The 14423-nt window shown below is 65.8% G+C and carries 13 protein-coding genes; 4 read left to right on the forward strand and 9 right to left on the reverse strand.

Going from position 1 to position 14423, the window contains the following annotated elements; translation table 11 throughout:
* Window positions 1-122: 122 nt before the first annotated feature.
* Entirely contained in the window at window positions 123-1685 is a 1563-nt protein-coding gene (locus CR156_RS00005; RefSeq protein ID WP_100551501.1) for a DEAD/DEAH box helicase, read from the reverse strand.
* A gap of 173 nt (window positions 1686-1858) precedes the next feature.
* Between CR156_RS00005 and CR156_RS00010 the strand changes: the two genes are divergently transcribed.
* Window positions 1859-2590: a CoA transferase subunit A gene (locus tag CR156_RS00010; RefSeq protein ID WP_100551502.1), complete on the forward strand. Its 732-nt coding sequence runs from the start codon at window positions 1859-1861 to the stop codon at window positions 2588-2590.
* 1 nt (window position 2591) lies between these two features.
* Window positions 2592-3224: a CoA transferase subunit B gene (locus tag CR156_RS00015; RefSeq protein ID WP_100551503.1), complete on the forward strand. Its 633-nt coding sequence runs from the start codon at window positions 2592-2594 to the stop codon at window positions 3222-3224.
* 38 nt (window positions 3225-3262) lie between these two features.
* On the opposite strand, the gene CR156_RS00020 is transcribed toward CR156_RS00015, so the two are convergent.
* A complete protein-coding gene (locus tag CR156_RS00020) occupies window positions 3263-5317 on the reverse strand; it encodes a glycoside hydrolase family 99-like domain-containing protein (protein ID WP_100551504.1) in 2055 nt (684 codons plus the stop codon).
* Window positions 5318-5435: 118 nt separating this feature from the next.
* On the opposite strand from CR156_RS00020, the gene CR156_RS00025 reads away from it, so the two are divergent.
* The gene (locus tag CR156_RS00025; RefSeq protein WP_100551505.1) at window positions 5436-6026 is read left to right on the forward strand and encodes an alpha-ketoglutarate-dependent dioxygenase AlkB family protein; all 591 of its coding nucleotides are present in this window, start codon (window positions 5436-5438) and stop codon (window positions 6024-6026) included.
* Between the two features lie 84 nt (window positions 6027-6110).
* Here CR156_RS00025 and CR156_RS00030 read toward each other — a convergent pair whose 3' ends face one another.
* Genes CR156_RS00030 through CR156_RS00045 form a run of 4 tightly spaced genes read right to left on the reverse strand, consistent with a single transcriptional unit; the run spans window position 6111 to window position 9629 of the window.
* Window positions 6111-6752: an ABC-type transport auxiliary lipoprotein family protein gene (locus tag CR156_RS00030; RefSeq protein ID WP_100551506.1), complete on the reverse strand. Its 642-nt coding sequence runs from the start codon at window positions 6750-6752 to the stop codon at window positions 6111-6113.
* Window positions 6749-7675 (reverse strand): MlaD family protein, encoded by a 927-nt coding sequence (locus CR156_RS00035; RefSeq protein WP_100551507.1) that lies wholly within the window; start codon window positions 7673-7675, stop codon window positions 6749-6751. The genes CR156_RS00030 and CR156_RS00035 overlap by 4 nt, the downstream gene beginning before the upstream one ends.
* A 3-nt stretch (window positions 7676-7678) precedes the next feature.
* Window positions 7679-8506 (reverse strand): ABC transporter ATP-binding protein, encoded by an 828-nt coding sequence (locus CR156_RS00040; protein WP_100551508.1) that lies wholly within the window; start codon window positions 8504-8506, stop codon window positions 7679-7681.
* Window position 8507: 1 nt separating this feature from the next.
* Window positions 8508-9629: an MlaE family ABC transporter permease gene (locus tag CR156_RS00045; RefSeq protein WP_181393105.1), complete on the reverse strand. Its 1122-nt coding sequence runs from the start codon at window positions 9627-9629 to the stop codon at window positions 8508-8510.
* 92 nt (window positions 9630-9721) lie between these two features.
* Here CR156_RS00045 and CR156_RS00050 point away from each other — a divergent pair, with 92 nt between their 5' ends.
* Window positions 9722-10981: a threonine/serine exporter family protein gene (locus CR156_RS00050; RefSeq protein WP_025878492.1), complete on the forward strand. Its 1260-nt coding sequence runs from the start codon at window positions 9722-9724 to the stop codon at window positions 10979-10981.
* A gap of 119 nt (window positions 10982-11100) precedes the next feature.
* On the opposite strand, the gene CR156_RS00055 is transcribed toward CR156_RS00050, so the two are convergent.
* The 3 genes from CR156_RS00055 to CR156_RS00070 form a co-directional block, all read right to left on the reverse strand.
* Complete coding sequence (locus tag CR156_RS00055) at window positions 11101-11484, reverse strand: H-NS histone family protein (RefSeq protein ID WP_089238647.1); 384 nt, start codon at window positions 11482-11484, stop codon at window positions 11101-11103.
* A gap of 221 nt (window positions 11485-11705) precedes the next feature.
* Window positions 11706-13409 (reverse strand): proline--tRNA ligase, encoded by a 1704-nt coding sequence (locus CR156_RS00060; protein WP_100551510.1) that lies wholly within the window; start codon window positions 13407-13409, stop codon window positions 11706-11708.
* Window positions 13410-14013: 604 nt separating this feature from the next.
* On the reverse strand, window positions 14014-14391 hold the full coding sequence (locus CR156_RS00070) for a DUF4124 domain-containing protein (protein ID WP_100554043.1): 378 nt from the start codon (window positions 14389-14391) through the stop codon (window positions 14014-14016).
* Window positions 14392-14423 lie beyond the last annotated feature (32 nt).

The following is a 14423-nucleotide window of genomic DNA, read 5'->3' on the forward strand; positions in this document are numbered from 1 at the left end:
CTCTTGTACGCTTTGAAACAGCTCGGTGATGTGACAAGTGTCATGATCCTCCCGGTCGCATTTGCTCGGTCAGAGTGCTGGTTTTTCACACATTAGTCCTGTTTGACGAATGTGGGCAAATGCTAAACCGGCACCTCGTCCAGGATCAGCAGGTGATAGGAATGCGCCTGCAGCGCCTGTTCGTCGCGCCAGAGCAGGGGATAGGTGGTCAGTATCAGATCATGTGCGGCAATGGCATCGAACTGCGTGTCACGCGCAGGTCCGTGCAGGGCCAGTACGCGCAGATCCGGGGTGAAGCGCGCAGCTTCACTCTGCCAGTTGTGCAACAGTGACGTCGGCATGACCACCAGCGCCGGTTTGTCCAGGCGGCCGCTCTGTTTTTCAACCAGGAGATGGGCCAGGGTCTGCAGTGTCTTGCCCAGGCCCATGTCGTCGGCCAGCACGCCGCCCAAGCCCTGCTGGCGCAGGTACTGCAGCCAGGACAGGCCCTCAAGCTGGTAGCTGCGCAGCGTCGCGCGCAAGCCCTGCGGCGCCGGGACAGCGGTCATCGCCGGTGCGTCCAGCAGGCGCTGCACGCGTGCGCGGGTATCGTTGCTGCTGTGCAGTCGCAGCTGCGCGGCGTCCTGCAGTGCCTGCAGGCGCCCGCGGTCGTGCACCTGCAGGCGCAGCGGTTGCCCGTGGTCGCCGAACAGATCCGCCAGCAGCGCGATCACCGGTTTCAGACGTCCCGCGCGCAGTGCCAGGCGTTCATTGCCCGACGTCGTCAGCAGTACGTTCTCGTCATCGCCGATCGCGTCCAGCTGACCGCGCAGCCAGCGCGGATCAGACTGCAGTACGCCCTGCAACAGCGGAACCAGTGCAACGCTGCGGCCATCGACGTCGATGGTCAGGGCCAGGTCGAACGCAGCGCTGTCGGTGGACATCGACCGCACATCCAGGTCGATCTCCTCCACCCGGGTAATGCGATGGCGGAAGGCATCGTCAGTCTCGATCTTCCAGCCCAGCGCTTCCAACCGCAGCACATCCTCCAGCAGGAAGCGGGTCCAGTCGAAACTGCGCAGCTCGAACAATGGACCGCCGCCGTCCAGCACGATGCGCGGTTGCCGCTCGCGGTGCAGGTGGACGCTGTGCAATTCCGCTTCACGCCGTGCCTCCCCGGCCAGGTCACGCGGCAGCAGGTAGAGCTGGCCCTCGGCGCCATGCACGAACAGCGACGGGTCGTCGAGAAAACGCACGTGTTCGCCGTACTCGAAAGCGACGGTGGCAACGTCGAGCCACTGCGAGGCATCGCGTTCGGTGAGCCAGGCGGGACGGTATTCCATGCTGTGCAGATGGAGGATCGGCGTCATCGCCTGGGTCTGCAGGGTGGGCAGCGTTGGCTTGGCGGCCGGGCGCAGCAGGCCCGGCGTACCCTCCAGGGAGGTTGCCAGCGCGGCCAGCAGTACGGCGGCGACATGCTCGCAGTGCCCGCCAACCGGACAGGTGCAGCGACTCTGCAGGGGGCTGTGCGGTGTGCGGGCGCTGGCATCCAGGTCGATCGACACCTGCCAGCCCTCGAGCTGGGCGGTCAGCAGCGGTGACTGGTAGCGCAGTTCACGCACTGCCGAAACGAGGTGGTTGCCCTTTCCCAGTGTCCCGGCATCCAGCCAGCGGGACAGTTCCCCTCCGGTGAATACTACGGCCATGCGTCGTCCTGTCCTCTCCATCTGCAGCACGCGTTGCCGAGGGCACCGCAAGCGGGGAAGCGGACATTCTACGGATTGAGGGCCCGGCATGCTGGTTCATGCTGCGGCGCATCCCAGCCGGCAACGGGTGTACCGCTAGAATGGCGGCATTCTCACCGGGTAGGGCAGTAGAGATGCAGCAATCGACTTCCAGCGGCACGCGCAGCAAGCGTTTCGCCTCTGCGGCGGATGCCCTGCAGGGCGTGGTCGCTGATGGCCAGGTTCTGGCCGTGGGTGGCTTCGGCCTGTGCGGTATTCCTGAAGCACTGATCGCCGCACTGCGCGACAGTGGGGCCAAGGGCCTGACCGTGATCTCCAACAACGCCGGCGTGGATGGCTTCGGCCTGGGCCAGCTGCTGGAAACCCGGCAGATCAGGAAGATGATTTCGTCCTACGTGGGCGAGAACAAGGAGTTCGAACGGCAGTTCCTGGCCGGCGAGCTGGAGTTGGAATTCAATCCGCAGGGCACCCTGGCCGAACGCCTGCGTGCCGGTGGTGCGGGTATCCCGGCGTTCTTCACCGCTACCGGCTATGGCACGGTGGTGGCCGAAGGCAAGGAAACCCGTGAGTTCGACGGCAAGCACTACGTGATGGAAACCGCGCTGCGCGCCGACGTGGCACTGGTCAAGGCCTGGAAGGCCGACGAGGCCGGCAACCTGGTGTTCCGCAAGACCGCGCGCAATTTCAACCCGGCCTGTGCGATGGCCGGCAAGGTCTGCATCGTGGAAGTGGAGGAGGTGGTGCCGGTCGGCAGCATCGACCCGGACCAGGTGCACCTGCCGGGTATCTACGTGCACCGCATCGTGCACAACCCCACTCCCGAAAAACGTATCGAACAGCGCACCATCCGTGCGGAGGGCAACTGAGATGGCATGGACCCGCGACGAGATGGCGGCGCGCGCTGCGCGTGAACTGACCGATGGCGCCTACGTGAACCTGGGCATCGGCCTGCCGACGCTGGTGGCCAATCACATTCCCGACGGCGTGGATGTGTGGCTGCAGTCGGAAAACGGCTTGCTCGGCATTGGTCCGTTCCCGACCGAAAGCGAAGTGGATGCCGACCTGATCAATGCCGGCAAGCAGACCGTCACCGCACGTGCGGGGGCCAGCTATTTCGGCAGCCATGACAGCTTCGCGATGATCCGCGGTGGTCACGTCAACCTGGCCATCCTTGGCGCGATGCAGGTCACCGACCAGGGTGACCTGGCCAACTGGATGGTGCCCGGCAAGATGGTCAAGGGCATGGGCGGGGCGATGGATCTGGTGGCCGGCGTACAGCGGGTGGTGGTGCTGATGGAGCACACCGCCAAGAACGGCGAACACAAGATCCTGGCCGAATGCACGCTGCCGCTGACCGGTGTGGGCGTGGTCGATCGCATCATCACCGACCTGGCGGTATTCGATGTGACCGATGACGGTCTGGTGCTGGTGGAAGCCGCGCCCGGAGTTGGCGATGGCGAGTTGAAGGAAAAGACGGGCGTGGCCTTCAAGCGCGCCTGATTGATCCGCGACAGGAGGTGTGCGGTCCCTCCTGTCGGTCAGCTGCGTCGGGCGTAGGCGTATTCGCTGCCGTGGGCGTCGGGCTCGCCGACGCATGCGGCCGCTGTCGCTACACGTAGTCCGGCGTGTTCACAGCATGTACCGAACACGCGTTCGATGGCATGGGCGAGCGTTCCATCTATCTGGCCGTGCTCAGCCTCGAAGTTGCTTCGGTAGAGGTGTGCGTCCAGCAGCGGGCGCAGGGCCCGCAGCCGCCACCAGCCCATGCTGCCGGCACCGAACTGGCTGCCGTCTGCTGCAGCGTGCAGGCCGACCCGCGCCTGGAGCCGTTGCAGTGCCGGACCATTGCCACCAACGTACTCGGCAACCGGCAGAAGGTGACCCTCGGCGACGACCATGCCCAAGCTGCGATCGGCCTGGAACGCAGCGTGGATGCGTGCGGCTCGCCCGCCCTGTACCAGGCGCTGCAGCAGTTCCTGCCGCCACTGATCGCCATCGGACCGATGGCTGGAACGTTTCGTATGCAGCTTCAGGATCACATCGTGCTGGTCCTGCAGCAGTTCAGCCACTTCAAGGAACGGCAGGATGTCCCGGCCATGGTTTTCCACAGCCATGACCTCGCCCTGCAGGCCGTGTGCGGCAAGTGCCTGATGCACTGCGTCCACGTGCTGCGCCGGAGTAGTCACCACGATCCGCCAAGGCAGCGCTGCATCGTGTAGTGCAGACAGGACTTCCGGCAGCGTCTCCAGGTACCAGGCATGGAGATGCACCGCCGGCTGCTGGACTGGTGCAGCAGCCGGTGACAGCGCATCACGGGTGGCCTGCAGCCACGCATGACCCAGCCTCGCATCCGGTTCCAGCACTGCACCTTCGGCCCATTCGTTCCAGGCGTTGATGAATACCATGCGCTTGTTCGTGGGCGCGGCAGCAAGGCGTTTCTCGATCGTGCTGCGCAGCCAATCACGATAGCCTCTGGGCGATGCATGCAGGTACACCCGGCCGCGCCCCGAACGGCGAGCCTCGTTGTCCCAGCCAGGATTCACGCCGGGGTAGAGCGGATAGTCCGGCAGCGGACGTGCGCTGATCTCGGCAGCCAGTTCACGCCAGTCGCGCACGTCGCCATTGAAATCGGGATTGAGCAGCCACTGCCGCGCCGACAGCGAGGAAGGGTTGCTCATGTTCGGAGGGAATTCGACGGCAGCGTCGAATCCGATGTCACGAGGGTCTGGCCGTTCAAAACCTTGAACGTAGACCAGATGGATCTCGCCCACGCCATTGTCGCGACACCAGCGGCGCCAACGGTCGGCGGTGGCACGTGCATCGGGCAGCAGATGGGGTCGGTAGACCAGCAGCATCGGCAGGCCATCGACCTTCAACGCGCGCCGGTCGCGCAGATACGGCGCGATGTGGGCGATGAAGGACAGATCGTCTTCGGCGCTGTGCTGCTGGCCGATCAGGATGTCATCGTCGCGCCCGTCCCAGCGCCGCGCCCAGTTCTCGTTGGCCCAGCACAGGCAGAACGGCAGGTCGATGCTGTCGTCGTCCAGCCATTGGCGCAGCGGGTCTTCCATCAGCGTGCGACCGCTGAACCAGTAGTAGTAGAAGCAGAACGCGCCGATGCCATACTCCGCAGCCAAACGCGCCTGGTCACGCATCACCTGCGGATTGCGCAGGTCGTAGAAGCCCAGGTCGGCAGGCAGGCGTGGCTGCACATGGCCTTCGAACTGCGGCAGGGCGCGGGTGACATTGCGCCATTCCGTAAAGCCCTTGCCCCACCAGGCATCGTTCTGCGGGAACGTGTGGAACTGCGGCAGGTAGAACGCCACCAGGGTGGCGGGCAGTGGCGAGGGCAGGATGCCTTCGCGCCAGGGGACGTGGCCGATCGCTGGTTCGTCGGCGCGCCACCGCAATTGGGCATTGGCGCGCGGTCCGCCGGCGTCCTGCTGTCCTTTCGGCGGTGGCGGCACCCAGGCGCCATGGCCGGCCAGAAAGCGGGTGCGCAGGCGATCACGCTGCCCCTGTGACAGCGGCAGCGCCCGAAAGGCCGCGCGCAGCAGCGGGAACAGTACCCGGCGCAGGTTGATGCCGGTCATCTCACGTGCTCGTTCAGGAGGGCGCGTGAGCAGGGTTTGGCAACGTAGATGTCGGTCATTTCTCCATTTTCAGCGTTGGCGGCCGTCGGGGCAAACATCACCGTGCTAGCGTTGGCCAATGCTGTTCCCCCATGACCTGCCAGACGCCGACGTCCGCCACCTGACCGGGTGGCTGCCCGCCGCTGAAGCCGACGCTCTGCAGGAGGCATTGGCACAGGAAATTCCTTGGGAAACCCACCGCATCCGCATGTTCGGCAACTGGGTGGACTCACCCCGGTTGAGCTGCTGGATCGGCGATCCGCAGGCGCGCTACCGCTATTCAGGCGCCGAGTTCGTGCCCCATCCGTGGCCGCTTGTGCTGGGGGCATTGCGCGACCGGCTGCAAGCGCAGGGCGTGGGTCGATTCAACAGCGTGCTGCTCAACCGCTATCGCGGCGGCACCGACTACATGGGCTGGCACAGCGATGACGAGCCGGAGCTGGGGCCGGCGCCGCTGATTGCTTCGTTGAGCCTCGGAGCGGCGCGACGGTTCCTGCTGCGTCGACGTGACGATCCTGCGCGCAAGGCCGAATACCTGCTCGGCCACGGCGATCTGCTGTTGATGGCCGGGCAGACCCAGCGCCACTACCAGCACGCGCTGCCGAAGATGGCGCGGGTGCAGGGTGAACGCATCAACCTGACGTTCCGGTGGATCACGCCGCGGACCTGACGCAGGTCCCGGAGCATTCATCCACGCATGGCGTGGATCTACCCGCATCGCGGGACCAGGCCCGGCGTAATCAGCGGAAACCGATCAGCGCTTCAGCGCCTGCTTGTCGTTCTGCCCGCTGGTCAGCGTCCAGCCCACCACGTCCTGCGCTACCTGCTGCAGGCCACGCTCGAAGGCCGCTGCCACCGCCGACACATCAGTGCTGCCTACCGGCTGCAGCTGACGGAAGGTGCGGTCGGCGACCACGCGCTGGCTGGTCACATCGATCAGCTTGGCGTTGATCTCGATGACGACCGTTGGCGTTGCCTGGCCCTGGTAGTCCGATTCGAAGCGACGGATGTCGGTCGACAGCTTGTAGTCGGCGCGGATGCCGGCGGCAACGCGGGCCACGCCGTGGATGCGGCCGGAATCCTCGAAGCCGCGCAGCAGGGTGTCCTCGATCATGTCGGTGGCCGGCTGCGCCCAGCTGGCGCCCTTGTAGATCTCCAGCTCCGACGGCGTCGGCCGCACGTTGATGCGCGGGCTGTCGACCATGCGCGCGGCGCTGGGCTTGGCCAGCACCAGTTGCCAGTCGGCCTGTGGCCAGCTGGGGTCGACCTTGACCTGCACGGCCGGCGAATACAGGGTGACGGGGTTCTTGTCGCCGCTGCCGAGGATCGAGCAGCCACCCAGCAGGGTGGCCAGCGACGCTGCCAACAACAGGCGCGGAAGGGTGGTCGGGCTCATTTGGGTTCGAACTCCTTCGGGGCGTCGCGGCCGAGCAGGTAGCGCGCGGGGTTGTTCTCGAGACGGTCGCTGACCCGGCGCAGGTCGCGGATCAAGCCACGCAGTTCACCCAGCGTCGGGCCGAGCTGGCCGAGGCCGTCATTGGCGAAGCTGTTGATGGCGGCGCGGTTCTCGCCAAGGATCGAATCGGCATTGCCAGCGGCCGAATCAAGCTTGGCCAGGGTGGCGTCGAGCTTGTCGATGATGCCCGGCAGCTGCTGCACCAGGTTCTTGTCCAGGCGCTCGATGGTGCCATTGGTGGTCTTCAGGGTGGTGTCCAGGCTGCGCGCGGCATCGCGCGCGCTGAGCAGCAGCGACTGCGTGCCCTGGTCGCGGTCGGCCAGGCCGCCACTGATCGTTTCCAGGTTGGCCAGGGTGGCGTTGATCGAGGCGACATTGCGGTCGCTGAGGATCTGGTCCATGCGCTCAACGATGCGGTTGGCCACATCGGTGATGTTCTGCAGCGCCGACGGCGTGGTCGGGATGATCGGTGCCGGGTCCTTGTTGACCGTGGTCAGCGCCGGCGACTGCGGCGTGCCGCCGCTGAGCTGGATGATCGACGGGCCGGTCAGGCTGGTGATCGCCAGCTTGGCGCGGGTATCGGTCTTGACCGGGGTTGTCGAGTTCAGGCGGATGCGCGCGACCACCTGGCGCGGATCGTCCGGTACCAGGTTCAGTTCGGTGATCGAGCCCACCGCGATGCCGTTGTACTGCACCGGGCTGCCGACCGACAGGCCGGTCACCGCTTCGCGGAACACCACCCGGTATTCCTGCCAGGTGCGGTCGGAGGAGTACTTGGCGGCCCACAGGCCGAAGGCCAGCAGGGCCAGGCCGGTGATCAGGGTGAACGCGCCGATCAGCACGTAGTTGGCTTTTGTTTCCATGGCTCAGGCACTCTCGATCTGTTCGCCACGCGCGGCGCGCGCGCGGGGTCCGTGGAAGTATTCCTGGATCCACGGATGATCCAGTCTCTCGATTTCCGGCAGCGGCGCATTGGCCACCACCTTGCGATCGGCGATGACCGCCACCCGGTCGCAGATCGCATACAGCGTGTCCAGGTCGTGGGTGATCAGGAACACGGTCAGCCCCAGCGCTTCCTGCAGGGTCTTGATCAGGCGGTCGAACGCGGCCGCACCGATCGGGTCCAGCCCGGCGGTGGGTTCATCCAGGAACAGCAGCGGCGGATCCAGCGCCAATGCTCGTGCCAAGCCGGCGCGCTTGCGCATGCCGCCGGACAGCTGCGAGGGCAGCTTGTTGATCGCATCGGCGGGCAGACCGGCCAGCTTCACCTTCAGCAGGGCCAGCTCGTAGTGCCAGCGCTCGGGCAGTTCGCGGTGGTGTTCCTTCAGCGGCACCTGCACGTTTTCGCCCACGGTCAGCGACGAGAACAGGGCGCCGTCCTGGAACAGCACGCCGGTATTGCGTTCGATGTGCAGGCGGCTCTCGGCGTCGTCGGCACGCGCGTCGCGACCGAGCACTTCGATCTGCCCTTCATCCGGCACGCGCAGTCCGAGGATCGAGCGCATCAGCACCGATTTGCCGGTGCCCGAACCACCCACCACGCCAAGGATCTCGCCACGGCGCACGTCCAGGTCCAGCCCTTCGTGCACGGTCTGGCTGCCAAAGCGGTTGACCAGCCCGCGCACGCGGATGGCCAGGTCGTGGCCGGCGTCGTCCTGCATGGGCACTTCTTCGGGGATCGGATGCGTGCTCATGTCACCAGTCCATGTGCATGAACCACAACGCCGCGAAGGCGTCGATGATGATCACCAGCGAGATCGTCTGCACCACGCTGGAGGTGGTGCGCTCGCCGACCGACTGCGCTGTGCCTTCGACCTTCAGGCCTTCCAGGCAACCGATCAGGCCGATCACCAGCGCGAATACCGGCGCCTTGGACAGCCCCACCAGCATGTGCCGCACTTCCATCGTGTCGTGCATGCGCGCGATGTACATCTGCGGCGGAATATCCAGATCGAACGCGCCGACGGTGATACCGCCAGCCAGGCCGGCGACCATCGCGATGAAGGTCAGCAGCGGCAGCGTCACCAGCAGCGCGACCAGGCGCGGCAGCACCAGCAGGTCGATGGGGTCGAGCCCCAGGGTGCGCATCGCATCGATTTCCTCGCGTGCCTTCATTGCACCGATCTGCGCGGTGAAGGCACTGGCGGTGCGGCCAGCCAGCACGATCGCGGTCAGCAGCACGGCGAATTCGCGCAGGAAGGCGATGTTGACCAGTTCGACCACGAAGATCTCCGCGCCGAAATCGCGCAGGATGGTCGAGCCGAGGAAGGCGATCACTGCGCCGACCAGGTAGGACAACAGTGCCACCAGCGGCACCGCATCCAGCCCGACCTGCTCCATCTGGTGCACGGTCGCGGTCAGGCGGAAACGCCGGGGTTCCTTGACCAGGCGTGCGGCCTTGACCAGGTTCTCACCGAGGAAGCTGCACAGCGCCTTGATGTTGTGGCCCGTGGCGTGGACGCTGACGCCCAGCCGCTCCAGCGCCGCCAGCACGCCGAAGTCACGCTTCGGCTTCGGACGGTCGTCGGCCACTTCTTCGATGGTGCACACCAGCGCCTGGTGGTCCGGGCGGAACTGCAGCGCGTGTTCACCGAGATCGGCACGATGGGCGACGCGCAGCACCTGCAGCACGCCGGCCGAGTCGAGCAGCTCGATGCCGGTGGCGTCGATGCCGGTCAGCTTGTCCGGAACGCCACGCAGCACTTCGGCCGCGGCCAGCGCGGTCTTGAGGGTCCAGTGGCCGGACAGCCGGATCAGTCCCGGATCCTGAGCGTCCTGTTCGAGCTGGGGGGCGTGGGTCGGGGTCATGGGGGCCATTCGGGTCGCAGCATAACCGTTCTGAATTGCACGTCGCGTCGAACCAGGATGAATTTCTCCAGCAGAGCCTGACGTAGGTAATACTACGGCGCATGTCCGCAGACGCTCACACGATCCCCACGCCCCAGGCCACCTACGCGCAGCGCGTGGCCTTTGTTTCCGAGATCGCCGGCCGCCTGCACAGCTACGGCACAACGGCCCAGCGCCTGGAAGCGGCGGTGGTTGCATTGGCCCGGCAGCTCGATCTGGATTGTGAACCGTGGTCGAACCCCACCGGCATCATCCTCAGTTTCAGCGATCCGGCGCAGGCCATCGGCTCCAGTGACATCACCCGGGTGATCCGGCTGGCGCCCGGCGAGAACGACCTGCACAAGCTCAGCGTGGCTGACGGAATCGCCGAAGAAGTGGCCAACGGCCGCATGAGCATCGCCCAGGGTCACACCGCGCTGCGCCAGCTGGACAAGGATCCGGGCCGGCGCGGCAAGCTGCGCACCATCCTGTCCTTCACCCTCGGTGCGGCCGGCGTTGCAGGCATGTGGAAGCTGCCGTGGCTGGACATCGCCACCGCCGGTGTCATCGGCCTGCTGATCGGCCTGCTCGGCATGGTCACCGACAAGCGCCCGGCCAGCCGTGAAGCGGCCGAAGCACTGGCGGCGCTGCTGGCCGGCCTGGTCGCCACCGTGGTTGCCACCTTCGTGGGCGCGCTGAATCTCAACACGGTGATCATCGCTTCGCTGGTGGTGCTGCTGCCGGGCATGTCACTGACCAATGCGGTCAATGAACTGGCCAGCCAGCACTGGGTGTCCGGCACCGCGCGCTTTGCCGGCGCGTTGACCACGATCATGAAGCTCAGTGTCGGCGCGATGATCGCGGTGACCCTGGCCGATGTGCTGGGGCTGGACCCGATGATCCGTGCCTCGCGGCCACAGGGGCCGTGGGTCGAGTGGGGCTCGCTGCTGACGGCGGCGTTCGCCTTCGCCATGTTGTTCAAGGCCAATCGTCGCGACTATCCGTGGGTGATCGCCGCCTCGGTGGCCGGCTACGCGATCTCCAAATTTGGTGGTCATGCCTGGGGTACGCCGGCCGGCATCTTCCTGTCGGCGATGCTGCTGACCGCTGGCGGCAACCTGTTCGGGCGCGTGGTCGGCCGTCCCGGCGCGATCATCCGCCTGCCGGGCATCATCATGATGGTGCCTGGCAGCACCAGCCTGCGCGGCGTGCTGACCCTGGTCCAGCAACAGGACGTGGGCGCCGGCCAGAGTGTGTTCCTGACCGTGTTGAACGTGGTGATGGCGCTGGTCGCCGGCCTGCTGTTCGGCAACCTGCTGATGCCGGCGCGCAAGACGCTGTAGGTGTGGACCGTTGGCCCGCACACCCTTGAATGGTGTGGGTGTGGACCGTTGGTCCACACACCGGATAAAGAAAAAACGCCGGCTTTCGCCGGCGTTTTTCATTGCGACCCGATCTGGCCTCAGGCCTTCTTGATCAGGAAATCTTCCGGCTTCTTGCTGCCCTTGGCGGTCAGCTCGGCCATCCAGCGCGGCTGCTTGCCACGACCGGTCCAGGTTTCCTTCGGGTTGGCCGGGTTGCGGTACTTCGGTGCAACCTTGCCCAGCTTGCGGCCGGCGGTCTTGGACGGGGCCTTGGTGGCCTTGGCGACCTTGCGCGCGCGCGGTGCGGGTTCACCACCGAACAGTTCCTCGATGGTGTAACCCTCGGTCTTGGCCAGCTTGCTCAGCTGGGCACGCACCTTGGTGATCGGGCGACGCTTGGCGACGATGGTCTGCTGCTTCTTGGCTGTGCGGATCAATGCGCCCAGCTCACGTGCCGACAGGCCGGTCAGGTCGATGCTCATCAACGATTACTCCAGAAACTAATTTAGGGACAGGGACGAGCCGGTCCGTGGCGTCGCGGGACAGAGTAATGAGGAATTAATCCCAGCACAAACAGTTGCGGTCACCGTCTGTCGGCTGGCTGGCCCGGTTGCGACCATTTTGACCGGATTATGTCCGCTGCGATTTTCCGGGGGCGGCCATCCGGCAAAGAAAGACCGGGGTATACCCCGGTCTTTTCCGATCAACCCTGCAGGCGCTGCAGCAGGGTGGCCTTGTCCAGGCTTTCCGCTTCGGCGGCGCGGCGCGAGCGGTACTCGAAGGTCCCTGCGGCCAGGCCGCGCTCGCTGACCACCACCCGGTGCGGGATGCCGATCAGTTCCATGTCGGCAAACATCGCGCCCGGGCGCAGGCCGCGGTCGTCCAGTGCGGCATCCAGACCGGCGTCGCGCAGCTCCTGCAGCAGGCCTGCGGCCGCATCGGCCACGGCAGCGTCGCCCTTCGGATTGATCACACACACCACCACCTGCCACGGCGCCATCGCGTCGGGCCAGATGATGCCGGCGTCATCGTGGTTCTGTTCGATCGCGGCGGCGACCACGCGCGAAATGCCGATGCCGTAGCAGCCCATCGTCATCACCGCAGCCTTGCCGTTCTCGTCCAGCACGGTGGCATCGAGCGCCTTCGCATAGGTGCGGCCCAGCTGGAACACGTGGCCGACTTCGATGCCGCGGGCGATTTTCAGTTCGCCGCCATCCAGCGCACGATCACCGGCACGCACGTTGCGGATATCGGCCACTTCCGGTTCGGCCAGGTCGCGGCCCCAGTTGACGCCGGCCAGGTGGAAACCGGCTTCGTTGGCACCGACGACGAAGTCGGACATCGCCGCCACTTCGCGATCGGCGACCACGCGGATTGGCTTGGCCGGCGCGACCGGACCGAGGAAGCCCGGCACGCTGCCGAGGTATTCGGCGATCTCTGCTTCGCTGGCAAAACGCTGCTCGTCCAGGCCGGCAACCTTGCCCAGCTTGATCTCATTGACCTCGTGGTCGCCACGCACCAACACCAGCACGAACTGCTGTTCCTTGCCTTCACCGGCGATCAGCGCCACCGACTTCACGGTGCGCTGCAGGTCGATGCCGAGCAGGGCGGCAACGTCTTCGCAGGTTCTCTGGATCGGGGTCTCGACCTTGCGCAGCGCTTCGCTGGCCGCAGCGCGCGCAGCCGGATCGGCGGCAATGGCCGCTTCCATGTTGGCGGCGTAGTCCGAACCGGTGGAGAACACCAGCGCGTCTTCACCGGAATCGGCGATCACGTGGAATTCCTGCGAGGCGTCACCGCCGATCGCACCGGAATCGGCCTGCACCATGCGGAAGTCCAGACCCAGGCGGGTGAAGATGCGGCTGTAGGCCACCTTCATGTTTTCGTACTCACGCACGAGGTCTTCGTCGTGCAGGTGGAACGAATAGGCGTCCTTCATCAGGAACTCGCGCGCACGCATCACGCCGAAGCGCGGGCGGATCTCGTCGCGGAACTTGGTCTGGATCTGGTAGAAGTTCACCGGCAGCTGCTTGTAGCTGGACAGTTCGCTGCGTGCGAAATCGCAGGCGGCTTCTTCGGCGGTGGGGCTGTAGCAGAAGGTCTGTTCCTTGCGGTCCTTGATCTTCAGCAGCTGCGGGCCGAACTTCTGCCAGCGACCGGTCTGCTCCCACAGTTCCTTCGGCTGGATGGTCGGAATCTGGAATTCGACGGCACCGGCACGGTCCATTTCCTCGCGGACGATGCGTTCGACCTTGCGCAGCACGCGCAGGCCCAGCGGCGACCAGGTGTACAGGCCGGACGCGAGCTTGCGGATCATGCCCGCGCGCAGCATCAGCCGGTGGCTGGTCAGCTCGGCGTCGCTGGGGGTTTCCTTGGTGGTGTGCAGGTGGAACTGGGAGAGGCGCATCGTCGGCTTCGGATTACGGCAGAGACACCTATTCTGCCAGCCCGGCCGGGGGAGGGGTATCGGCCGGGCGGCGCCCGGCACCCGCCGAATCAAAGGCAACGTCAAAAGCGGGATTTCTGTGGGATGGCGGGGTGGGTCCGGTTGCGGGGGACGCCGTAAACCCATCCATGGGGGCTTGGCCGCGGCATCCATGCCGCGGACACCCCCGCAACCGGACCCACCCCGCCTTCGACAGATTTCTGCGATCTGTCGGAATGGCATGGGCTGCTCTTGGTGGGTGTCGACCTTGGTCGACAGGTAGATCCACGCCATGCGTGGATGTTTTTCGTCCCGATTTCGAAATATCCGATTTCGATGGAGATTCATCCACGCATGGCGTGGATCTACTGGCCACCGGGAATCTGTCGAAGGCGGTGCACTGTGGGTTTGCGGGGTGTGAGCCGCATGGATGCGGCGACCAAGCCTCCATGGACGGATTCACGGCGTCCCCGCAAACCCACAGTGCACCGCCATCCCGCGGGAAGCCGCTTTGGCTGTTGCCGTTGCTCCGGCTGTTGCTTGAAAGCCTCTGCGGGTGCCGGGCGCCGCCCGGCCGATCCCCCCTTCAACCCGCCGGTGGGCAGTACGCCTTGATTGCCGCCTCGGCCAGGCCCTTCTGCGCGCTGCGCTGTTCCGGGGTAAGTGCGGTATCGGCCTTGCCGTCGCCATCGGTGTCCTGCATCACCGGGCCGCTGCCCTCCAGCAGCGCCACGTTGGCGCGGGCGGTGCTGCATTGTTCCGATACCGGCGCGGCGGAAGGCTCCGGGGCCGCGTCCGTCGCCGGTGTCCTGGCCTGGGCTCGGGTCTCGTATTTGGCCCCGGTCGGCGGCGTTTCCGAATACTGGGTCACGCCCTTGGCGTCCTTCCACTTGTAGACGGGGCCTGCCAGCGCAGTGGTACTGGCCAACAGCAGCAGGTATCCCAGGCAGGACAGGGCACGCATGGCAAACTCCGCAGAATGGGCGTAGAACGCCG

This window comes from Stenotrophomonas lactitubi, assembly GCF_002803515.1.
GTDB classification, from domain to species: Bacteria; Pseudomonadota; Gammaproteobacteria; order Xanthomonadales; family Xanthomonadaceae; genus Stenotrophomonas; species Stenotrophomonas lactitubi.

Bases quoted from the DNA above. Each gene is read 5' to 3' on its own strand.
- CR156_RS00070 (WP_100554043.1), bottom strand. From the start codon at position 14,391: ATGCGTGCCCTGTCCTGCCTGGGATACCTGCTGCTGTTGGCCAGTACC.
- CR156_RS00025 (WP_100551505.1), top strand. From the start codon at position 5,436: ATGCTGTTCCCCCATGACCTGCCAGACGCCGACGTCCGCCACCTGACC.
- CR156_RS00030 (WP_100551506.1), bottom strand. From the start codon at position 6,752: ATGAGCCCGACCACCCTTCCGCGCCTGTTGTTGGCAGCGTCGCTGGCC.
- CR156_RS00045 (WP_181393105.1), bottom strand. From the start codon at position 9,629: ATGGCCCCCATGACCCCGACCCACGCCCCCCAGCTCGAACAGGACGCT.
- CR156_RS00035 (WP_100551507.1), bottom strand. From the start codon at position 7,675: ATGGAAACAAAAGCCAACTACGTGCTGATCGGCGCGTTCACCCTGATC.
- CR156_RS00020 (WP_100551504.1), bottom strand. From the start codon at position 5,317: ATGACCGGCATCAACCTGCGCCGGGTACTGTTCCCGCTGCTGCGCGCG.
- CR156_RS00040 (WP_100551508.1), bottom strand. From the start codon at position 8,506: ATGAGCACGCATCCGATCCCCGAAGAAGTGCCCATGCAGGACGACGCC.
- CR156_RS00060 (WP_100551510.1), bottom strand. From the start codon at position 13,409: ATGCGCCTCTCCCAGTTCCACCTGCACACCACCAAGGAAACCCCCAGC.
- CR156_RS00055 (WP_089238647.1), bottom strand. From the start codon at position 11,484: ATGAGCATCGACCTGACCGGCCTGTCGGCACGTGAGCTGGGCGCATTG.
- CR156_RS00050 (WP_025878492.1), top strand. From the start codon at position 9,722: ATGTCCGCAGACGCTCACACGATCCCCACGCCCCAGGCCACCTACGCG.
- CR156_RS00005 (WP_100551501.1), bottom strand. From the start codon at position 1,685: ATGGCCGTAGTATTCACCGGAGGGGAACTGTCCCGCTGGCTGGATGCC.
- CR156_RS00015 (WP_100551503.1), top strand. From the start codon at position 2,592: ATGGCATGGACCCGCGACGAGATGGCGGCGCGCGCTGCGCGTGAACTG.
- CR156_RS00010 (WP_100551502.1), top strand. From the start codon at position 1,859: ATGCAGCAATCGACTTCCAGCGGCACGCGCAGCAAGCGTTTCGCCTCT.